General features: G+C 65.8%; 23 protein-coding genes. 10 read left to right on the forward strand and 13 right to left on the reverse strand.

The genetic code is table 11. The features are described 5' to 3' along the window. On the forward strand, positions 1-242 hold a 242-nt coding region (locus LK540_RS00005; RefSeq protein WP_374041300.1), incomplete at its 5' end, for an integrase core domain-containing protein. Positions 243-416: 174 nt separating this feature from the next. On the opposite strand, the gene LK540_RS00010 is transcribed toward LK540_RS00005, so the two are convergent. Next, positions 417-932: a M48 family metallopeptidase gene (locus LK540_RS00010; protein ID WP_229434804.1), complete on the reverse strand. Its 516-nt coding sequence runs from the start codon at positions 930-932 to the stop codon at positions 417-419. 130 nt (positions 933-1,062) lie between these two features. Between LK540_RS00010 and LK540_RS00015 the strand changes: the two genes are divergently transcribed. Further along, positions 1,063-1,392 (forward strand): four-helix bundle copper-binding protein, encoded by a 330-nt coding sequence (locus LK540_RS00015; RefSeq protein WP_229434806.1) that lies wholly within the window; start codon positions 1,063-1,065, stop codon positions 1,390-1,392. Positions 1,393-1,540: 148 nt separating this feature from the next. Here LK540_RS00015 and LK540_RS00020 read toward each other — a convergent pair whose 3' ends face one another. From LK540_RS00020 to LK540_RS00035, 4 genes are all read right to left on the reverse strand, one after another. Then, positions 1,541-1,903 carry a KGG domain-containing protein gene (locus LK540_RS00020; RefSeq protein ID WP_229434808.1) on the reverse strand — a complete coding sequence of 121 codons (363 nt, stop codon included), beginning with the start codon at positions 1,901-1,903 and terminating at the stop codon, positions 1,541-1,543. A gap of 99 nt (positions 1,904-2,002) precedes the next feature. Beyond that, on the reverse strand, positions 2,003-2,554 hold the full coding sequence (locus LK540_RS00025) for a hemerythrin domain-containing protein (protein WP_229434809.1): 552 nt from the start codon (positions 2,552-2,554) through the stop codon (positions 2,003-2,005). A gap of 33 nt (positions 2,555-2,587) precedes the next feature. Then, positions 2,588-3,004 carry a phasin family protein gene (locus LK540_RS00030; protein WP_229434811.1) on the reverse strand — a complete coding sequence of 139 codons (417 nt, stop codon included), beginning with the start codon at positions 3,002-3,004 and terminating at the stop codon, positions 2,588-2,590. A gap of 132 nt (positions 3,005-3,136) precedes the next feature. After that, positions 3,137-4,162 (reverse strand): NADP-dependent oxidoreductase, encoded by a 1,026-nt coding sequence (locus LK540_RS00035; protein ID WP_229434813.1) that lies wholly within the window; start codon positions 4,160-4,162, stop codon positions 3,137-3,139. Positions 4,163-4,320: 158 nt separating this feature from the next. Between LK540_RS00035 and purU the strand changes: the two genes are divergently transcribed. Genes purU through LK540_RS00050 form a run of 3 tightly spaced genes read left to right on the forward strand, consistent with a single transcriptional unit; the run spans position 4,321 to position 6,251 of the window. After that, on the forward strand, positions 4,321-5,190 hold the full coding sequence (purU, locus tag LK540_RS00040; protein WP_229434815.1) for a formyltetrahydrofolate deformylase: 870 nt from the start codon (positions 4,321-4,323) through the stop codon (positions 5,188-5,190). A gap of 16 nt (positions 5,191-5,206) precedes the next feature. Continuing rightward, positions 5,207-5,749 carry a YaeQ family protein gene (locus tag LK540_RS00045; RefSeq protein ID WP_229434817.1) on the forward strand — a complete coding sequence of 181 codons (543 nt, stop codon included), beginning with the start codon at positions 5,207-5,209 and terminating at the stop codon, positions 5,747-5,749. A 37-nt stretch (positions 5,750-5,786) separates the two neighbouring features. After that, positions 5,787-6,251: a copper chaperone PCu(A)C gene (locus tag LK540_RS00050; protein WP_229434819.1), complete on the forward strand. Its 465-nt coding sequence runs from the start codon at positions 5,787-5,789 to the stop codon at positions 6,249-6,251. A 269-nt stretch (positions 6,252-6,520) separates the two neighbouring features. On the opposite strand, the gene LK540_RS00055 is transcribed toward LK540_RS00050, so the two are convergent. Further along, entirely contained in the window at positions 6,521-7,300 is a 780-nt protein-coding gene (locus LK540_RS00055) for a head GIN domain-containing protein (protein WP_229434821.1), read from the reverse strand. Positions 7,301-7,548: 248 nt separating this feature from the next. On the opposite strand from LK540_RS00055, the gene LK540_RS00060 reads away from it, so the two are divergent. The 4 genes from LK540_RS00060 to LK540_RS00075 all read left to right on the forward strand — a co-directional run bounded on the left by LK540_RS00060 (position 7,549) and on the right by LK540_RS00075 (position 12,171). Then, positions 7,549-9,954, forward strand: coding sequence for a trypsin-like peptidase domain-containing protein (locus tag LK540_RS00060; protein ID WP_229434823.1), 2,406 nt, complete (start codon positions 7,549-7,551; stop codon positions 9,952-9,954). A gap of 45 nt (positions 9,955-9,999) precedes the next feature. Next, a complete protein-coding gene (locus LK540_RS00065; protein WP_229434825.1) occupies positions 10,000-10,377 on the forward strand; it encodes a hypothetical protein in 378 nt (125 codons plus the stop codon). Between the two features lie 100 nt (positions 10,378-10,477). Beyond that, positions 10,478-10,951 carry a DMT family transporter gene (locus tag LK540_RS00070; RefSeq protein WP_229434827.1) on the forward strand — a complete coding sequence of 158 codons (474 nt, stop codon included), beginning with the start codon at positions 10,478-10,480 and terminating at the stop codon, positions 10,949-10,951. A 98-nt stretch (positions 10,952-11,049) separates the two neighbouring features. After that, positions 11,050-12,171 (forward strand): type IV pilus twitching motility protein PilT, encoded by a 1,122-nt coding sequence (locus LK540_RS00075; RefSeq protein ID WP_229435897.1) that lies wholly within the window; start codon positions 11,050-11,052, stop codon positions 12,169-12,171. Positions 12,172-12,174: 3 nt separating this feature from the next. On the opposite strand, the gene LK540_RS00080 is transcribed toward LK540_RS00075, so the two are convergent. Next, positions 12,175-12,669, reverse strand: coding sequence for a hypothetical protein (locus tag LK540_RS00080; protein ID WP_229434829.1), 495 nt, complete (start codon positions 12,667-12,669; stop codon positions 12,175-12,177). A 343-nt stretch (positions 12,670-13,012) separates the two neighbouring features. Here LK540_RS00080 and LK540_RS00085 point away from each other — a divergent pair, with 343 nt between their 5' ends. Then, complete coding sequence (locus tag LK540_RS00085; protein ID WP_229434831.1) at positions 13,013-14,104, forward strand: acyltransferase; 1,092 nt, start codon at positions 13,013-13,015, stop codon at positions 14,102-14,104. A 121-nt stretch (positions 14,105-14,225) separates the two neighbouring features. Here the strand turns inward: LK540_RS00085 and LK540_RS00090 are convergent, their stop codons facing one another. The 6 genes from LK540_RS00090 to LK540_RS00115 form a co-directional block, all read right to left on the reverse strand. Continuing rightward, the gene (locus LK540_RS00090) at positions 14,226-14,714 is read right to left on the reverse strand and encodes a hypothetical protein (RefSeq protein ID WP_229434833.1); all 489 of its coding nucleotides are present in this window, start codon (positions 14,712-14,714) and stop codon (positions 14,226-14,228) included. A gap of 32 nt (positions 14,715-14,746) precedes the next feature. Beyond that, the gene (locus tag LK540_RS00095) at positions 14,747-16,024 is read right to left on the reverse strand and encodes a cytochrome c (protein WP_229434835.1); all 1,278 of its coding nucleotides are present in this window, start codon (positions 16,022-16,024) and stop codon (positions 14,747-14,749) included. After that, complete coding sequence (locus LK540_RS00100) at positions 16,021-16,728, reverse strand: c-type cytochrome (protein WP_229434837.1); 708 nt, start codon at positions 16,726-16,728, stop codon at positions 16,021-16,023. The genes LK540_RS00095 and LK540_RS00100 overlap by 4 nt, the downstream gene beginning before the upstream one ends. Before the next feature lie 107 nt (positions 16,729-16,835). Next, positions 16,836-16,991, reverse strand: a complete 156-nt coding sequence (locus tag LK540_RS00105; protein ID WP_229434839.1) for a hypothetical protein — start codon at positions 16,989-16,991, stop codon at positions 16,836-16,838. A gap of 97 nt (positions 16,992-17,088) precedes the next feature. Next, the gene (locus LK540_RS00110; RefSeq protein ID WP_229434841.1) at positions 17,089-17,244 is read right to left on the reverse strand and encodes a hypothetical protein; all 156 of its coding nucleotides are present in this window, start codon (positions 17,242-17,244) and stop codon (positions 17,089-17,091) included. 118 nt (positions 17,245-17,362) lie between these two features. Further along, positions 17,363-17,770: a glutaredoxin family protein gene (locus LK540_RS00115; protein WP_229434843.1), complete on the reverse strand. Its 408-nt coding sequence runs from the start codon at positions 17,768-17,770 to the stop codon at positions 17,363-17,365. Positions 17,771-17,868: the final 98 nt, after the last annotated feature.

Raw genomic sequence — 17,868 nt, forward strand, 5'->3', positions numbered from 1 at the left:
CAAACAGCGTGCGGCCAAGCATGAGCCGCAAGGGCAATTGTTGGGATAACGCTGTCGCAGAAAGTTTCTTCTCAAACCTCAAAAACGAAGTGATGTACGACCGCCTCTTTGCATCAAGGGACGAAGGCAAGGCCGTGGTCGGTGATTACATCGAGAAGTACTACAATACGCGGCGGTTACATCAGACCTTGGGCTACCAAACGCCTGCCGCCGTCGACGCTGCATACCGTGTGCCTAAATAACTGTCCAGGATATCCGGATCACCTCAGGTCTGACATTCGGACACGACCTCGGCTGTAGTCCTGTTTTTTCATTCCTATTAAGAAGCGACTGGGGCAGGCGTTACGTGGAGAATCGGTGGACAAGCTTCCGAAGGCAGAGCTCGTGTCCGAATGTCAGACCTGACCCTGGCTGTTTCACGCTTCAGCCCAGAGCCGTTCGCCGGTGTGCTCCATGTGCGTCAGGTAGAGGCGCAGGTCGAGCTCGAACTGGTGGTACTGCGGCTCCATCCAGCAGCACAGTTTATAGAAGGCCTTGTCGTGGTCCTTCTCCTTCAGGTGGGCCAGTTCGTGCACGGCGATCATGCGCAGGAATTCCAGTGGCGCGTCACGGAAGACGCTGGCGATGCGGATCTCGTGCTTGGCCTTCAGCTTGCTGCCCTGGACGCGCGAAATCTGCGTGTGCAGGCCGAGCGCATGCTGGACCACGTGGATCTTGCTGTCGTAGGCCACCCTCGACACCGGCTGGGCGTTGCGCAGGTACTCAATCTTCAATTCCTGCACGTAGTCGTAGAGCGCGCGGTCGGTGCGCAGGCCGTGGGCGCGCGGGTAGCGCGAGCGGAGCAGGGCGCCGAGGCGGTTTTCGCCGAGCAGGCCGGCTGCCTGCTGGCGCAGATGGTCGGGGTAGGCGGTGAGGTACTTGAGTGCTTGCATAGGGACGCGAATGTAGCACAGGCCGGCGCGGCGTGCCGGCCGTGGCCGGTTGGCCTGGAGCATGCGTGCGCCGCCGCGCACCGGCGGCTTTTATCCTTGTTCGTTCGATTACCAGCATCAGGAGAACAAGATGGAAACACTGGATTTTCAAAGCTGTATCGACGCCTGCAATGCCTGCGCGAATGCCTGCGACCATTGCGCGGCCTCGTGCCTGAAGGAAGAGGACGTCAAGATGATGGCCAGGTGCATTGCCACCGACATGGACTGCGCCCAGGTCTGCCGGCTGGCGGCGAGCCTGATGGCGCGCGGCAGCGAGCATGCGGCTGCGTTCTGCCGCCTGTGCGCCGAAGTGTGCCGGAACTGCGGCGACGAATGCGGAAAACACCAGATGGACCATTGCCAGCAATGCGCGGCAGCGTGCAAACGCTGTGCGGAGGCATGCGAGAAGATGGCCGCGTAATACCGTCGTAACGCTTGCAGACAAACCCGGCCGCATGAAGAACCCGGCCGTACGAAGAACCCGGCCGCATGAAGAACCCGGCCGCGCGGCCCGCCGAAGCAGCGAGACCGCGCGGGTACGTCAAGCGGGCAGACAAGGTCCGCCCGCCTTATTCCTCCTTGCTCCCCTGACGGTTGCCGGCTGCCTTGGCCGCGCTGGCGGCGCGGTTGGCGGACTGCCGGCTTTCGCCGCCCTTGCGGCCGATGTCGGCCATGTGTGCACGGTTGCGGCTGACTGCCTCACCGCCTTTCTGCCCCGCGCGGCGCGCTTCTTCGGAATCGAACTCGTGCGCCGTGCCCTTCTGGTGGGCGGCCTGGCCACCCTTGCTGGCAATTTCGCGCTGCTGGTTCTGGTCCATTGCCGCGAAGCCGCGCTTGGCCGGCCCGCTACCACTGCTGCTGCCGCTGCCGCTCTTCTGGGCGCTGCCGCCGGAGCTGCCCGCGCTCTTGCCGCTCTCCTTACTCGTCGCCATGTCGCTCTCCTGGTTGCCCTGCACGTGAATGGGAGTCAATCGCAAGCGCCGCATTGCCGCGCTCGTGCGGTTAGAGACACCACGGTCCCGTTAGTTCCTTCAGTCCGGCGCGCGCGGCGGCAGGCGCATGCCGGCGTGCGGTTCCATCGCGTCGATGACATCCGGCGCCTCGTTCAGGTCTTCGTCGAGCTCGCGCCGGCGCGCCTGCATCTTGCGCCCCAGCGCGGCCAGGTCGATGCCCGAGCTGCGCGCGGTGTCGAACATGTCGCTCTCTTCGATCGCCACGTGGTGCTCGACTTCCTCGGCCAGCACCGCGACCGTGGCCTCGAAGTGGTCGTCGCCGGGGTACATGACTTCCAGCTGGCTGATCAGCTCGCGCACGCCGGCGTGCTCGACCTCGGCCTCGTCCATCATCTCGTCGTCCTCGGCGGCGGCGCGCAGGAGCGGGTAGAACAGTTCTTCCTCGACGATAGCGTGCAGGGCCAGTTCGTAGCAAATCTCGTCGACCAGTTCGGCCTTGCGTTCGTCTTCGTCCTCGATGCCGCGCAGGCCCGCGAATTGCGCGAACAGCTGGCGGATCCTGTCGTGTTCGTGGCGCAGCAGCGCGAGCGCGTCTGCCGGCCGGTCCTGGCGTTTGCCGGATGGTGCCATGGGAGCCTCCGTTCGGTAGCAGTGGAAGGGGCGTCAGCGGACCGGCGCGTGCGCCGCCTTGCCGTCGGGTGCGGCGCCGCCACTACCGGCCTGCATGAAGCTCTCGGCGCCGCGCGCGGCCTGCCAGCTGCTGTTGTTGGCGTCGCGCGCCAGGGTCGCGGTGCCGGCGCCCAGCACTTTCATGAGTTCGCCCTGCCAGGCGCGCAGGTGCTCGACCGTCGGCTGCGTCTCGCGCATGGCGACGGCGCCCATCTGGAACGGGTCCTTGCAGGCGGCCAGGGCGCGGCCGAAGCGGATCGAATCGTCGAACATCTGGCGCATCATGCGCAGGTTGAGTTCGCCGATCTGGCCGGCGGCATCGACGGCGTGGCGCGACATTTGCGTGAACAGGTCGATCTGGGTGTCGAGCTGGGCCTGCAGGGCAGGATGATCGGTGGGGAAGGTTGGCATGCTGTCCTCGAAGTGAGCGGTGGGTTGGAAAGAGCGTCGAAGTAGACGCTCCCAGGCCGCACAAGTTCAAGGAGATTGCACGCGCCCTGAAATGGGTCAAGGCGCGTGCGGATACAGCGGTAAGGCTACAGCTTAGGCGTCCGCGACTTTCAGCACCAGCTTGCCGAGGTTCTTGCCCTCGAACAGCATCAGCAGGGCCGATGGGAAGTTCTCGAAGCCTTCGACCACGTGCTCGCGCGTCTTGAAGCTGCCTTCGCCCATCCAGCGCGCGATCGTCGCCACGCCTTCCGGGTAGCGCGCGGCGTAGTCGGTGACCAGCATGCCTTCCATGCGCGCACGGTTGACCAGCAGCGACAGGTAGTTGGCCGGGCCTTTCACGGCGCTGGTGGCGTTGTACTGCGAGATGGCGCCGCAGATCACGATGCGCGCCTTCATGTTGATGCGGGTGAGCACCGCGTCCAGGATGTCGCCGCCGACGTTGTCGAAGTAGACGTCCACGCCCTGCGGGCAGTGTTCCTTCAGCCCGGCGTGCACGGGGCCGGCCTTGTAGTCGATGCAGGCGTCGAAGCCCAGTTCCTCGACCACGAAGCGGCACTTGTCCTCGCCGCCGGCAATGCCGACCACGCGGCAGCCCATCTGGCGCGCTACCTGACCCACCGTCATGCCGACCGCGCCGGCCGCGCCCGACACCACCACGGTCTCGCCCGGCTTAGGCTGGCCGACGTCGAGCAGGCCGAAGTAGGCCGTCATGCCCGGCATGCCGAGCGCGTTCAGCCAGGTCGGCAGCGGCGCCATCGACGGGTCGACCTTTGCCAGCATCGCGCCCTTGTCGTCGGCCGGGCCGCTCCAGTAGCGCTGCACGCCCATCACGCCCATTACCGTGTCGCCGGCGCTGAATTTGCCCGACTTCGATTCCTCGACGATGCCGATGCCGCCGGCGCGCATGACTTCGCCGATGTTGACCGGGCGCACATAGGATTTGCCTTCGTTCATCCAGCCGCGCATGGCCGGGTCGAGCGAAATGTACAGGACCTTGATGCGTACTTCGCCATCCTGCAGTTCGGGCAGGGGCGGGGTGGCGCGCATCCAGTCGCTGTCCTTCGGCACGCCGACCGGGCGGGCGGCGAGGAGGAATTGGTCGTTCGCGGTGTGGGTCATCTTGTTGTCTCCGTTCAGGTTGGGTTGTCCGACGTGCTCGAAACACTATACCGAAAAAACAAACGGTCGTGCGTTTTCTCGCGTGGCCATTTTTGCAAGCACATGCGACAATCGAACGACCTTTGTCTTTATCTGCCAACTACTGCGAGCCGCCCACCATGACGCATCCGGAATACATCCTGACCCTGTCCTGCAACGACCAGCGCGGCATCGTGCTGCGCGTGGCAGGTTTCCTTGCCGAGCACGGCTGCAACATCATCGACTCGGCCCAGTTCGGCGATCCGGAGTCGCACCTGTTCTTCATGCGCATGCACTTCGCGGCCGAAGACCCGTCCGTGGGCGACGCCGATCTGCGCGGCGCCTTTGCCGCCCTGTGCGAGGAAACCGGCATGCGCGGCCAGCTGTACGATGCGCACGCCAAGCCGCGCGTGCTGATCATGGTCTCGAAGATCGGCCACTGCCTGAACGATCTGCTGTTCCGCTACAAGAGCGGCCTGCTGCCGGTGGAAATTTCGGCCATCGTCTCGAACCACATGGACTTCTACCAGCTCGCGGCAAGTTACAATATCCCGTTTCACCACTTGCCGCTGGCAACCGGCGCATCGGAAGACGCCAAGCTGGCCCAGGAAGCACGTGTGATCGAGCTGCTCGACATGCACAAGATCGACCTGGTGGTATTGGCGCGCTACATGCAGATCCTGTCGCCGGGGCTGTGCGAGGCCCTGAAGGGCAGGGCGATCAATATCCACCATTCCTTCCTGCCGAGCTTCAAGGGCGCGCGTCCGTATGCGCAGGCGCACCGCCGCGGCGTGAAGCTAATCGGCGCCACCGCCCACTTTGTCACCGGCGACCTGGACGAAGGCCCGATCATCGAGCAGGACGTCGAGCGTGTCGATCACGCGATGACGGTCGAGGAGCTGACGGCAATCGGTCGCGACGTCGAGTGCGTGGTGCTGGCGCGGGCGGTGAAATGGTTCGTGGAACATCGGGTTCTGCAGAATGGCGACAGGACCGTCGTCTTTAAATAATTTAAGTAGAGTATCAATGGCGCTGAAAGCAACGATTTACAAGGCAGACCTGCAAATCGCGGACATGGACCGCAACTACTATGCGGAGCACGGGCTGACCATCGCCCGCCACCCGTCGGAAACCGACGAGCGCGTGATGATCCGCGTGCTGGCCTTTGCCCTGCACGCGAGCGAATCGCTCACCTTCACCAAGGGCCTGTTCGACACCGACGAGCCGGACCTGTGGCAGAAGGACCTGACCGGCGCCATCGACACCTGGATCGAGATCGGCCAGCCCGACGACAAGCGCCTGCTGCGCGCCTGCGGCCGCGCCGAGCACGTGTTCGTGTACAGCTACAGCGCCACCAGCAGCATCTGGTGGAAGGGCATCGCCAACAAGGTGGATCGCGCGCGCAACCTCACCGTTATCAACATCCCGGCCGAGGCCAGCGCCGGCCTGGAAAAGCTGGCCAAGCGCGCGATGCAATTGCAGTGCACGATCCAGGACGGCCAGGTCTGGCTGACCGACAGCGTCGACACCGTGCTGGTCGAGCGCGAGACGCTCAAGGCCGGCGCCTGATTTATAATCGCCCGATTATCCCTTTCGTTAGCTGCCCATGAACCGACACCTGATTGCCTCCCTGGCCGCCGGCCTGTTCGCAACGAGCGCGCTGGCGCAAGTGACTGTCACCGAGCCCTGGGTGCGCGCCACCGTGCCGGCCGCGAAAAGCGCGGGCGCCTTCATGCACCTGCAGTCGGCCACCACCGCGCGCCTGGTGGGTGTGAGCACGCCGGTCGCCGACCGCGCCGAGATCCATGAGATGGCGATGGAAAACAACACCATGCGCATGCGCGCGGTGGAGGGGATCGACCTGCCGGCCGGCAAGCCGGTGCACCTGGCCTCGGGCGGCTACCATTTGATGTTCTTCGGGCTGAAGCGCCAGCTGAAGGAAGGCGAGACCGTGCCGGTGACCCTGACCGTGCAGGACGCGGCGAAGAAGCAGACCAGCGTGACGGTGCAGGCGCAGGTCAAGCCGCTGACGTATGTGGCGCCGGCGATGCAGGGGCATCACGGGCATTGATTTGACGCTGTTAATGTAACGGCGGTTTTCGCCCCTGCGGCAGCTTCAACCGTACGGTGGGCACCCCGTGCCCACGCGGAATGGCGCGTCATGTTGGCTTCTGTCTGGCCGTAAGCGACGAGGATCGGCGGCGCATCCCACAGCATCACGTTGGCTCCGCATCCACGCTCAGCGCTGCGGAGCGAGTATTCCCGGCCATGAACTCCCGGACCGGCACGTAACCGCGTGGGCACGGAGTGCCCACCGTACGGTTGCGGTTTCGACTCCGATCACCGTGCCGACGCACCCACCCGCCTGACTTCCCCCGACCCCGCCACCGACTTGCTCACCTGCGGATCGCCGTAATACTTCACATCCCCCGACCCCGCGATCGACACGCCCAGCCGGTTGCGTGCCGCCACCACCGCGTCGCCCGATCCCGCCACCGACACGCTGGCGCCTCCGGCCTGCACGCGCCCCAGGTCGACGTCGCCCGAACCCTTGATCGACACCGACAGCTTGTCCACGTTCCCGCCCGCAGCCTCGACGTCGCCGCTGCCGGCCAGCGATACCGACAGCGTCCCGGCGTCGACGCCTTTCAGCCGGATCGAACCCGAGCCGCCGACGTCGATGTCGAGCCCGCGCGTGCGCAGCGGGTCGGCGTGGATGCTGCCCGAGCCGCCCAGCGACAGGCGCTCGATGGAACGCGCCTGCACCACCACGCGGATCGTGGTGGCCTTCAGGGCGAGGTTGCGGCGCGCCGGACGGATCTTCAGCACGCCGTCCTCGACCACGGTCTCGATCAGCGGCAGCACGTTGTCGTCGGCTTCGACCGTCACGCTCTCGCTGTTCCCGATGCGCAGCTCGACCCGGCCCGGCGTGCCCAGCGACAGGCCGCTGAAGCCGCTCACCTGGCGGTCCTGTTTGACGATGCGCCCGCTGCCCTGGACCTGTTCGCCGCCCCAGGACCAGGACCCGGCCGTTGCCAGGCCGGGGCCGGCAAGGCAGGCGGCGATGCAGGCGCCGAGCAGGGCGCGGCGGGCGAAGGAAGATGCGGCGGGCTTGATCATGGTGTGCTCCTCATGGCTGTCGATGCTGTGACTGTAGCGAAGGACAGCCGGCCTGGCGCCCCCTTTGCGACGAACTGCAGGTGCGCGCGGCCAGGATGCAGCCGGACGCGCATGACCGGCGCCTGCGCCGATGGAACTCTGCGGCGCGCCGGGGTCTAACAAAAACCGGCACGCCCACGCGTTCTCGCTGCGGCGTACCGGCCAATCCAGGCCAATACCGGCCAAACGACAAACACGCGGAGGAAAGCATGGCGACCGTAGCGGGCGATCCCGGGCATGGCGGCAATAGCGGCAACAGCGGCGGCAACAGCATCGGCAATAGCGGCAGCGGCGCGATGACCGTGTCCGGCATGGCCAATGCCACCGATCCAGGCCCGTTCGACAACGATGCCACCCTCGATCTGGCGCGCCGGGTGCGCGCCGCCATGGCCAGGGAAAGCATCGACGTCGCGAGCGGGGCCGCCGAAGGTGCGCGCCTGAGTCCGGACGCCTACAAAGACAAGCTTGCCGCCGCCCTTGCCGATGCCGTCATGGGCTGGCTCGCGGCCGACGGCCGCAGCGCCGTTCCCGGCCTGCGCGCCGACTCGCCCGCACCTGCCAACCCGCGCGCTGCCCCGGAACGCAATGCCGGGAACGGCGCCGCGGCCAGCCAGCCGGGCGATGCCGGCAGCCGCCCACGCGGGGTAGAGGGCGCGGCGACGTCTCCGGCGGCCATCGGCGGCCACGTCGAACTGTCCGAAGCGGTCAAGTTCATCGGGGACCCGCAAGCACCCGCCGCCGGCGGCGCGGCCGGCGTCGGCAAGCTGGGCGAGATGCTGCGCGGCTGGCGCAAGGAACGCCTGCTGCCGGACGTGGAAAAGGCGGTGCGTCCGGAAATCGCCATCGGCCGCGACGAGTCGCTCGACGCCGCCTTTCTCGAACTGCTGGCGAGCCGCCGGCGGGCGGTCGGGATCGTCCGCACCCGAGGCACGGCCTACAACGGCAGCTACAGCGAGGCCTGGAGCGGCACCTGCTCGCTGGTCGCGCCGAATATCCTGATGACCAACCACCATGTCCTGAACTCGCCGGACGTCGCGGCCGCGGCCGAGGTGGCGTTCGACTTCGAGGTGAGCGCCCAGCAGCTCGCAAGCGGGAGCAACACGCCGCCGGCGCCCGGGCGCAGCTACCGGCTGCGTCCGGAGCAGCTGTTCGTCACCAGCCCGATCGACGGCGGGCTCGACTATACCTTCGTCTGGATCGACGAGGCCGCCGCGACGGGCGCCACGCCGCTGAGCATGGAGCGTGCGGCCTTTGCCATCGAACCGGGCGAGAAAGCCTTCATCATCCATCACCCGAACGGCAAGCCCAAGCGCGTGTCGCTCGACGACACCGACGTGGTGGCGGCGCATCCCGACGGCCCCCTGATCCACTACACGACCGATACCGAGCCCGGCTCGTCGGGCGCGCCGGTGCTCGACCGCAGCGGCCGCCTGATCGCCCTGCACCATGCTTCGCGCCGCAACCAGGAGGGCCTGCGCACGCCCGACGGCGTGGTGCCGGAATACGTTAACGAAGGCATCAAGCTGGCCGCCATCGCGCTCGATCTCGAGTCGCGCCGCGCCGGGGAGGCCAGCGCCATGATCGACATGGTGCTCGGTGAAATCTACGGCTCGGATACCCTGACCGGCTTTTTCGGCGCCGCCGGACGCGAAGTCGATTCAGCCCGGCCCGGGGCCGCGCGCGTGGCCGAACTGTACCGGGCGACCGGCCAGGACATCGACGTCGGCTTCTGGAACCTCGCCTGGTTTGCCGGCCGCTACGCGGACCTGGCAGGCGACGCCGCCGCCAAAATCGTCGACCTCGGCCTCGACGTCTGGGCGCTGGGCGGCAGCCCGCCGGCCGCCACCGCGGCGCTGGTGCAGGCGATCAAGGACAAGTTCGGTCTGGAGCTGAAATGCCTGTCGCTGCCGGCCGGGGCGCCTGACGCGGAGCAGACCGGCGCCGTGTTGTGGAATCCGGAAACCGTGGAGGGGCGGCAGCTTGCCTGGCCGGAGGATGTCGGCGCGCTGTTCCGGCTGCGCGGCGAAGACTTCGCCGGCGCGACGCAGCCGGCCCCGGCCCCGGGTAGCATCTTCATGCGCCAGCCGGCGCTGTTCCAGGTGCGCGGGCGTGGCCGCCTCGCCTTCAACCTGGTGCCGTTCGACCTCGGTGCGGCCGCCTCCGATGGCGCACGGCGCGGCATGGCCGCGCGCATCCTTGCCCGCGCGGTACAGGACATGATCGAACGCCACGGCGCCAGCCAGGACTGGCTGCTGGGCGGCGGCTTCGATGCCGAAGGCACGAACGCCAGCTTCGCGGCATGGGCCGGCAGCGGCTACACGCCGGCGTCGGCGCAGGACGAGGCGGGTGCGGCCCTGAGCTACCTGAAATGCCCGGGTTCGGGCGTTGGTCATGTTTTCCTGTCGCCCAACCTGTCGCGCCTCTATGGGCAGCAGGACGTGTTCCTCGTCGCCAGGGAGAAAAGCCAGGCCGACTACCTGAACCGATTCGGCGAGCACCGCCCGCTGCTGCTGCGCCTGTCCGCAAAGGGCGGCGGCGCGCCGGAAGCGAACATGGGGCAGGGGCCGGAATTCAACGCGCGCATCGACGCGGCGCTGCGGCGCGCACGCGCGTGAGTCAGCCAGCCCGTTCCACAACCGGTTCTGCCGCACCATGCACGCGTGCCGGCGGAGCTGCTCGAGGCACTGCTCGGCGATGCACCCGGCGTCAAGCGGCTGCTGCCGGGCCGTACGCTCGAATTTGTGCCCGATCCCAGGCCGCCGCCAACGGCCCCGGTGTTCAAGACCGACATCAGCACGCTGGGCGGAACCGGCGGCGGGCCGCTGGTCGAGCTGGTCAGCGGCCGGGTCATCGGCGTGCACTTCGCGGGCGAGTGGGACAACGAAAAAGGCAAGTTCAGCTCGTCCGAACTGATTACGCCGGAACTCGTCAAGGCAATCGCAGAGGCTCTCAAGCCGGCACCGGATGGGCCGGGTGTTCAGCCTGCCGCTGCGCCTGCCACTAGGCCTGGACCGGCGCCCCCACCGGCGCCACGCTGAATCTTGCAGCACACACGCTTGCCCGAATTGCACGCAGCACCGCGACATCCACTACAATCTCGCCCTTTTGACTCCGGCCCGGCCGGAAAGGAAGTGGAAGATGAATGCGGTCCTGTTTCTCCTGGCTTTTTGTGTCGGGCTCTTTATTTCGGTGCAGGCAGCCGTCAACAGCCAACTGGCCAGTGCGCTGCATGCCAACTCGGTGGTGGCGGCCTGGATCTCGTTCACGGTCGGCACCGTGGTGCTCGGCATTGCCGCCTTTGCCCGTGGCGGCGTGGGTGAAGCCCTGGGCGCCCTGGTGCACCAGCCGCTGTGGAAGATGAGCGGCGGCCTGCTCGGCGCGGCTTTTGTCTTCGGCACCGTATTCCTGGCGCCACGCATCGGTTTGCTGAACCTGGTGGTGCTGGTGATCGCCGGCCAGCTGATGATGTCGATGGCGATCGACAACTTTGGCTTGGTCAACATGGCTGTGCGCAAGGTCTCGGGCATCCGCCTGGCCGGCGCGCTGGTAGTGGTGGCCGGCGTGGCCCTGACCCTGTTCGGCGACCGGATCGTGGCAGCGTTGGAACGCTAAACAATTTCTAGCCAGCAGATGTATTTTCTGCGAGGCATGGTTTTATAATGGTCGAACTTGTCTGAACGACACTTCGATTGACCAAAGAGCCACGCCAGATGGAACATCACCAGTCCTCGCAAATCCCGACGCTGACCTATATCGAGAACGAAGACCACCCGGTCTTCGGCACGCTGGTCGAGCAGATCCTGCACCTGCTGAATTCCCGCCTGGTGTTTTCGGACATCATCATCCACCAGAACAGCCCGCTCATGCTGCGCCAGCCGAAGGGCCTGGTGGCGGTCACGGATTCGCCGATCACGCGCGAGGAACTGGAAGAATTCTTCGACGTCATCGAGCCGAACTGGGCCGAGCGCATCGCCGACCGCGCCTTCGATCGCTCGATCGACCTGCACACGGCGCGCATCCGCGCCAACTGCTTCAGCTTCCAGGGCAAGAAGCGCTGGGGCTGCGTGATCCGCCGCTTCCCGAAGGAACCGCTGCCCTTGGCCGAGCTGGGCCTGCCGCTCGACGCCCAGGAATTCGCGCAGCTCACCAGCGGCCTGGTGCTGATCATCGGCGACACCTGCCAGGGCAAGTCGACCACAATTGCTTCGATGATCGACGAAATCAACAAGCGCCGCTCGGGTCACATCATCACCATCGAAGACCCGGTCGAAACCCTGATCCCCCAGCGCAAATGCATCATCACCCAGCGCGAGGTTGGCAAGGACGGCGACGTCGAAAGTTATTACCTGGGCGCGCTGGACGCGCTGCGCGAGCGCCCGGACGTGATCGTGATCGGCGAAATCCGCGACGCCCAGACCGCGCAGGAAGCCCTGGCCCTGGCCGAATCCGGCCCGCTGGTGCTGGCTTCGCTGCACGCGCGCTCGACCGAAATGGGCCTGCAAAAGATGCTGCGCCTGCTCGGCAACGCCGAGTCGCAAGCCCAGGCGCTGGCGCATGCGCTGCGCGGCGTGCTGTGCCAGGCGCTGCTGCCTTCGCTCGACGCCAACCGCTACCACCTGGCCACCGAATGCCTGGGCAATACGCCGGCGGTGGCGCGCCTGATCGAGGCGGGCGACCTCGGCGCGCTGCGCGCCCACATGAACAGCGGCCGCGATCCCGGCTCGCACACGATGAACGCCTCGCTCGAGCGCCTGCTGGCCGGGCACAAGGTCAGCGTCGAGGATGCGCGCAACGCCACCACCGACCGCGTCGGGTTCGCCGAGCTGGTCTGAGTCCTAGTTCAAGCCCAGGTCGAAGTCGAAGTCGGTATCGGTATGGGTGTCGGAGGCCAGGCGTTTCGCGAGCAGGGCCGAAACCACGGCCTGGATCACGTGCACGGCCCAGCGCTCGGTCGCCTTGCGCGGGCCAGCCTTCACTTCGCCTTCGGTAATCCCGAGCACAGGCGCGATGCAGCCGATGTTCACCGCGTACAGGGCGGTGCCGTACAGCGTGCCCAGGGCGACCGGCGACAGCGAGGGCAGCAGTTCGCGCAGCTTGGGCAGGGCCGCCGCAAAGGCGGCCGAAGCGCCGAGGTGATTCGCGAATTCGACCACGCTGGTGCCGGTGTCGCCGATCATCGCGCGCGAACCGGTCAGGTCATCGATCCAGTCGACCGCATCGCGGTCCAGCGTCTTGTGCAGCACGCCGCTCTTGCGGCCGGCCACCATGACCGCCGTCGTTACCACGCCTGCAATCAGGCCGCCTACTATTGCTGCTTTATATCGTTGCATGAATACCCCGCTTGTCAGTGTAGAAGCAATGGGAGGCGGACAAGATCCACGGTCGCCATCGTCCTGGCAAATCCGCCTGATTCCATATAAACGCACACGGCGCCGCCTGTCGGCGAATGCAAACCTTACGCTGCCTTGTCAAATGCATCGGTTCGATATCGAACGAAATGCCACGCAACGACGTTATAAATGGCGTCCAACGCACGCGCAAACGTATTGATTGAATATGCGAAGCCGCGCTTCTCAAGCATGGGCAAATTGACAAAATAAAATTCCAAGATGACACATTTATTGCACCGCGTATGCTGGATGGTTATTATTGCTGAATTAGCAATGGTGACTTATGCGTGCGACCGACAAAACCTCTCCCCTCGACCAGACATTCTCGATTTATCTTGATTTGACCCGTTTTGTCGCCGCCGTAATGGTGGTGCTTGCCCACTATCTGCAATATGACATCGTCGAGGGAAAGCTGGCTGCTTTCGTTCCGAATATGGGCAGGGAGGCGGTTGTCGTTTTCTTCGTATTGTCCGGCTTCGTGATTGCGTATGTCACCGACAGCAAGAAAACCTCAGCACGGGAATATATCGCCGCCAGATGCGGGCGTATTTATTCCGTTGTGCTGCCGACCCTGCTGCTTGCCTGGGTGCTCGCCGAGGTGCTTGGCAAAGGAGGGGCCTACCAGTTGGCAAAGCCTTACATCTATATTCCCCTGCATTTGCTGTTTCTGGGTCAAAGCTGGAATCTATCCGAGGTCCCGCCTTTGCTGGCGCCGTTCTGGTCGCTGTGCTACGAAGTCTGGTACTACGTTCTGTTTGGCGTGGCGTATTACCTGAAAGGTTGGCGCAGATCGATTGCCATTGCCGGAGTACTGGCGGTGATGGGATTTAAGTTATGGCTGCTGTTGCCGGTATGGCTCAGCGGCGTGGCGCTCTACCATTTGCAGTCCCGATTGACCTTGGCCCGGTCGACGGCTCGCCTGGGCTTCGTGCTGTCGCTTTTGGCCTTAATCATTTACAACCTGGCCGGGATGGAGCTGTCATTGAGGAGCATTGCAGCATCCTCGTGGCCTTTTGCTTCGTTGCCGCTGGCCAGTGCAGAACGGTTCCTCGCGGATTACCTCGTGTGTTTGCTGGTGGTGGTGAATTTCCTTTGCGCCCGCTTTGCCGGACTGAGCGGATTGCGCCGGTATGCCGGCCAGATTCGCAGCGTCGCTTCCTGCACATTTACGCTGTATCTGTCGCATATGCTGGTAGTGCTGGCCTGGCTGCAGATCTATCCACACGAGAGCAAGAACGCATACGATGTGATCGGCGTGACGCTTGCCGTCGGGTTGGTAACACTCGCCCTGGCGCAGCTGACCGAGCGCCGGAAGGCGAGGTTCCGTCAGCCAATCGACTGGATACTGCGGCAGCGATCCACGAGCAAGGCATAAGAAGGAGCCGCCTCTGGCCCGATTGCGCGCGGTGATAGCACTGACGGCCATATCCAGCGGAACGTCGATGCCGTGTCGCGTGATGGAATCGAGGTGCAGGACAAGCCCACCCTGGCGCCGCTCAGTGTGCGGACAAGGAGGGCTGGTTGATGGATATCGTCAGATCCGTACCCTCGCCCAAGGCTCCGGGGGCGAACCGTAATGTGATTTCCGGCGACGCTGCCGCGTCCTGGGCCAGCACAGCCGTCACCTCGGCGACTTTCGTTTCCTCCGCGAGTTGACGCAGCATGTCGTCACGGGCCGCCGGCGCCAGACAGCGGGCCGCACGCCGCGCGTTGTGCACACCGTTTTCCCAGGAGCTGTGCGGTAAAAGGTAACTGCAGAATTCCTTGCCAGGCGCGCTGCCGGAATGAATGCATTCGTGTCTCATCAAGGGACGAGGCGGGACACCCCATCCCCCATGCAAAAGAACCGTGTGTTTTTCTCCCGGGGGAACCGCCCCTGCAAAATGCGCAAGATGCATGCACATCTCATCGCCCGCCCGGGCATCGGCAAAGCCGGAACAAAACAGCAAGGCGAAAGCGGCGGTCGCTACCAGGGCAGGTTTCATTGGTGTTGGATGTCCACGTTGATCAAGAACGGCTAATCGAGCGGCACGGCCCGATACCGGTTCACCTGCGCGCTCGACACCGGCGCCGCCGCATTGCCCCAGCTGGCGCGCAAGTAGGTCACCAGCGTTGCCACCTGCGCGTCGTCCAGCACGTGGCTAAACGGCGGCATGCCGTAAGGACGCGGATTGCCCGCGGTGGCCGGCGCAAAGCCGCCGTTCAGCACCACGCGGATCGCGTTCACCGGCTCCTCCAGGCTCAGCGCGCGGTTACCCGCCAGCGCAGGGTAGGGGCCGAGCCCCTCGCCGCGCTCGCCGTGGCAGGCGGCGCAATGCTGGCGGTACAGGCGGCTGCCTTCGTCCAGCACCTGCTGCGGCGCGCGCAGTGCCGGCTCGCGTGCTGGCGCCGGCCCGCCCGGCAGGGATTTCAGGTACACCGCCATCGCCCGCACGTCGGCTTCGTTCATGTGCTGCAGGCTCTGCGCCACCACCTCGGCCATCGGCCCGGTGACGCTGGCTCCCGGCGCCACGCCGGTACGCAGCAATTGCACGATGTGCTCTTCCTTCCACTTGCCCAGGCCCGCTTCGCTGTCTGATGTGAGCGAAGGCGCGTACCAGCCGATCGTCGGAATCAGGCCGCCTCCCAACGCATCGTCCGCGGCGCCGAAGCGGTTGCGCGTACTGTGGCAGGCGCTGCAATGGCCGAGGCCCTCGACCAGGTAGGCGCCGCGGTTCCATTGCGCATTGCGTTTCGCATCCCCCTCGAACACGCCCGGCTTGAAGTAGAGCAGGCGCCAGCCGGCCAGGGCGAGCTGGCTGTCGTAGGGGAAGCGCAGCGCATGCGCGCGGTTCTGCGCCTGGCGCGGCGGCAGGCTGCGCAGCCAGGCGAACAGCGCATCGGAATCGGCGCGCGAGACTTTCGTGTAGCTGGTGTAGGGGAAGGCCGGATACAGCAGGTGGCCGCCCCGCGACTTGCCATTGTGGAGGGCGTTCCAGAAATCGTCGGCGCTCCACTTGCCGATGCCGGTGGCGCGGTCCGGGGTGATGTTCGGCGTGTACAGGGTGCCGAAGGGCGTGTCCATGGCGCGCCCGCCGGCATAGGGGGCGCCGCCGCGTGCGGTGTGGCAGGCCATGCAGTCGCCGGCGCGGGCGAGATAGGCGCCGCGCGCGATGTTGGCCGAGGTGGGCGCCCAGGCCTCGGGCGAGGCGGCCGGCACGAACTGTTCGCGTGGCCAGGCGAGGGCGATGAGTATGGCCAGCGCGGCCAATGCGGCCAGCACGGCGCCGGAAATGAAACGCAGGCGCCGGCTCATGGCGCGCTGCCGCAGGCAATCGGGAGCGGGTGCTCGGGGCGGTCGAGCGGACGCAGGTCGGGCGGCGCCGGCTGGCCGGCCAGCCAGGCCGAGATGGCGGCCACGTCGCCCGGGCTCAGGCGCGCGGCGATCGTCGCCATGCAGTCCGGGGCATGCGCGCGGCGCACGCCGTTGCGCCAGGCGCCGAGCTGGGCGTTCACGTAATCGCGAGGCAGGTTTAGCAGGCCGGGGATGCCGGGCGCCACGCCGCCCAGGCGCGCGCCGTGGCAGGCCGCGCAGGCCGGCACCTTCAGCGCCGGGTCGCCGCGGCGCACCAGCTGCTCGCCGCGCGCCAGCACGGCGGCCGGTTCGCGGACCGGAGGAGGAGCCGGCACGGGCGGATGCTGGTGCGCGAAGTAGTCGGCGATCTCGTGCAGGTAAGGGTCGGACAGGTGGTTCACCATCCAGGTCATCAGCGGATACTGGCGCCGCCCTTCGCGGAAATTCACCAGCTGGTTGACCAGGTAGCCGGCCGGCTTGCCGGCGATGCGCGGGAAATACACGCCGCCGGCGCGGGTGCCGGCCGTGTCTTTTGGCGCGTGGCAGGTAATGCAAGCGGCAATGCGCTGCTCGAGGGTGTCGGGAATGGTACGGGGTGCCTGCGGCTGGGCGGGGGCGCCCACGGACAAGGAGGCCAGCACCGCGGCCGCCAGGCTTCGCGCCAAGGCTGCACGAGAGAGGGGAAAGCGGGGCCGGCTGGTCGTCAAATCGGTTTTCCTGTCGTTGCGGGGCCGGCTGCGCGCCGGCCCGGTGTCACGTCGAAACGTGCCTGTCAGCTTGCCAGGCAGAGCTCGTATTCTGCCCAGCAGTCGTAAAGGGTCTGGTCGCAGACCCGGTAGAACTTCCAGCATAGATCCGGGTTGGCGGCATGCGCCGCCGATGCGCCGAGGCTGAGGGCGAACAGAAACAGGGCAAATTTGCGCTTCATTTCATTTCTCCAGTCGGGCAGACGGATGACAGAATGATACCGCGCCGTCTGTTTGCGCGGCATCAATATTGCGAAAAAAATAAAGCGGAGCAGCCGGTCAGCGCGCCAGGCAGGCCAGCAGCTGCTCGTAGCAGAGGTCCGGGTCGTCGGTGCAGAGCTGGTACAGCTTGTTGCAGTGCGCCGGGTTGGCGGCGTGGGCAGCCGACAGGCCGAAGCTGAGGGCGAACAGGAACAATGCGACTTTGCGTTTCATGTATGTCTCCTGGGTACAGACGTGATGGGAGAACGATGCCGCGCCGTCTGGTCACGCGGCATCGCATTGCAGAAAGAGGGAAGTCATGCGCGTCCGAAACGCGCCTGTGGCCGGCGCCTTATTGCGACTGCGCCACCGTGCGCGGCGCGATGCCGGCGTTCTTCAGCGCGTCGTCGTAGACGGGGGCGTTGAAGCCGTCGATGCGGCGGTTGCCGATGAGGATCAGCGGCACACCCTTGCCGTCGAGCTTGCCAAAGGCTTCCCGGGCGGCCGGCGACTTCTGCACGTCGTAATCGGCATAGGCGATGCCGCGTTCGTTCAGGTACTCGCGCGCCTTGGCGCAGTAGGGGCAAGTGGAGGTGCCGTACATCACGACCTTGGTGCTCGGGTTCGGGAAGTAGGCGGCGTAGTTGCCTTCGGTGTAGTCACCCTTGAGCCATTGCGGCACGCGCGGCGCAATGGTGCCGATGGCGATGCCGGCGGCAATGATGAGGAGGTAGGAAAAGATGGTCTTCAGGTTTTTCAATGCGCTCTCCCGTGGTGACGTGGTCACTTGTTATCGACATACTGGCGTACGTATTTTGCGCAACGCCCTTGCGTGCTCAGGCGTTGTTGCCACGGGAA

This window comes from Massilia sp. IC2-278, from assembly GCF_020708045.1.
Lineage (GTDB): Bacteria > Pseudomonadota > Gammaproteobacteria > Burkholderiales > Burkholderiaceae_D > Telluria.

Bases quoted from the DNA above. Each gene is read 5' to 3' on its own strand.
- LK540_RS00090 (WP_229434833.1), bottom strand. From the start codon at position 14,714: ATGAAACCTGCCCTGGTAGCGACCGCCGCTTTCGCCTTGCTGTTTTGT.
- LK540_RS00050 (WP_229434819.1), top strand. From the start codon at position 5,787: ATGAACCGACACCTGATTGCCTCCCTGGCCGCCGGCCTGTTCGCAACG.
- LK540_RS00010 (WP_229434804.1), bottom strand. From the start codon at position 932: ATGCAAGCACTCAAGTACCTCACCGCCTACCCCGACCATCTGCGCCAG.
- LK540_RS00045 (WP_229434817.1), top strand. From the start codon at position 5,207: ATGGCGCTGAAAGCAACGATTTACAAGGCAGACCTGCAAATCGCGGAC.
- LK540_RS00025 (WP_229434809.1), bottom strand. From the start codon at position 2,554: ATGGCACCATCCGGCAAACGCCAGGACCGGCCGGCAGACGCGCTCGCG.
- LK540_RS00110 (WP_229434841.1), bottom strand. From the start codon at position 17,244: ATGAAACGCAAAGTCGCATTGTTCCTGTTCGCCCTCAGCTTCGGCCTG.
- LK540_RS00015 (WP_229434806.1), top strand. From the start codon at position 1,063: ATGGAAACACTGGATTTTCAAAGCTGTATCGACGCCTGCAATGCCTGC.
- purU (WP_229434815.1), top strand. From the start codon at position 4,321: ATGACGCATCCGGAATACATCCTGACCCTGTCCTGCAACGACCAGCGC.
- LK540_RS00080 (WP_229434829.1), bottom strand. From the start codon at position 12,669: ATGCAACGATATAAAGCAGCAATAGTAGGCGGCCTGATTGCAGGCGTG.
- LK540_RS00085 (WP_229434831.1), top strand. From the start codon at position 13,013: ATGCGTGCGACCGACAAAACCTCTCCCCTCGACCAGACATTCTCGATT.
- LK540_RS00075 (WP_229435897.1), top strand. From the start codon at position 11,050: ATGGAACATCACCAGTCCTCGCAAATCCCGACGCTGACCTATATCGAG.
- LK540_RS00020 (WP_229434808.1), bottom strand. From the start codon at position 1,903: ATGGCGACGAGTAAGGAGAGCGGCAAGAGCGCGGGCAGCTCCGGCGGC.
- LK540_RS00105 (WP_229434839.1), bottom strand. From the start codon at position 16,991: ATGAAGCGCAAATTTGCCCTGTTTCTGTTCGCCCTCAGCCTCGGCGCA.
- LK540_RS00035 (WP_229434813.1), bottom strand. From the start codon at position 4,162: ATGACCCACACCGCGAACGACCAATTCCTCCTCGCCGCCCGCCCGGTC.
- LK540_RS00095 (WP_229434835.1), bottom strand. From the start codon at position 16,024: ATGAGCCGGCGCCTGCGTTTCATTTCCGGCGCCGTGCTGGCCGCATTG.
- LK540_RS00070 (WP_229434827.1), top strand. From the start codon at position 10,478: ATGAATGCGGTCCTGTTTCTCCTGGCTTTTTGTGTCGGGCTCTTTATT.
- LK540_RS00030 (WP_229434811.1), bottom strand. From the start codon at position 3,004: ATGCCAACCTTCCCCACCGATCATCCTGCCCTGCAGGCCCAGCTCGAC.
- LK540_RS00055 (WP_229434821.1), bottom strand. From the start codon at position 7,300: ATGATCAAGCCCGCCGCATCTTCCTTCGCCCGCCGCGCCCTGCTCGGC.
- LK540_RS00060 (WP_229434823.1), top strand. From the start codon at position 7,549: ATGGCGACCGTAGCGGGCGATCCCGGGCATGGCGGCAATAGCGGCAAC.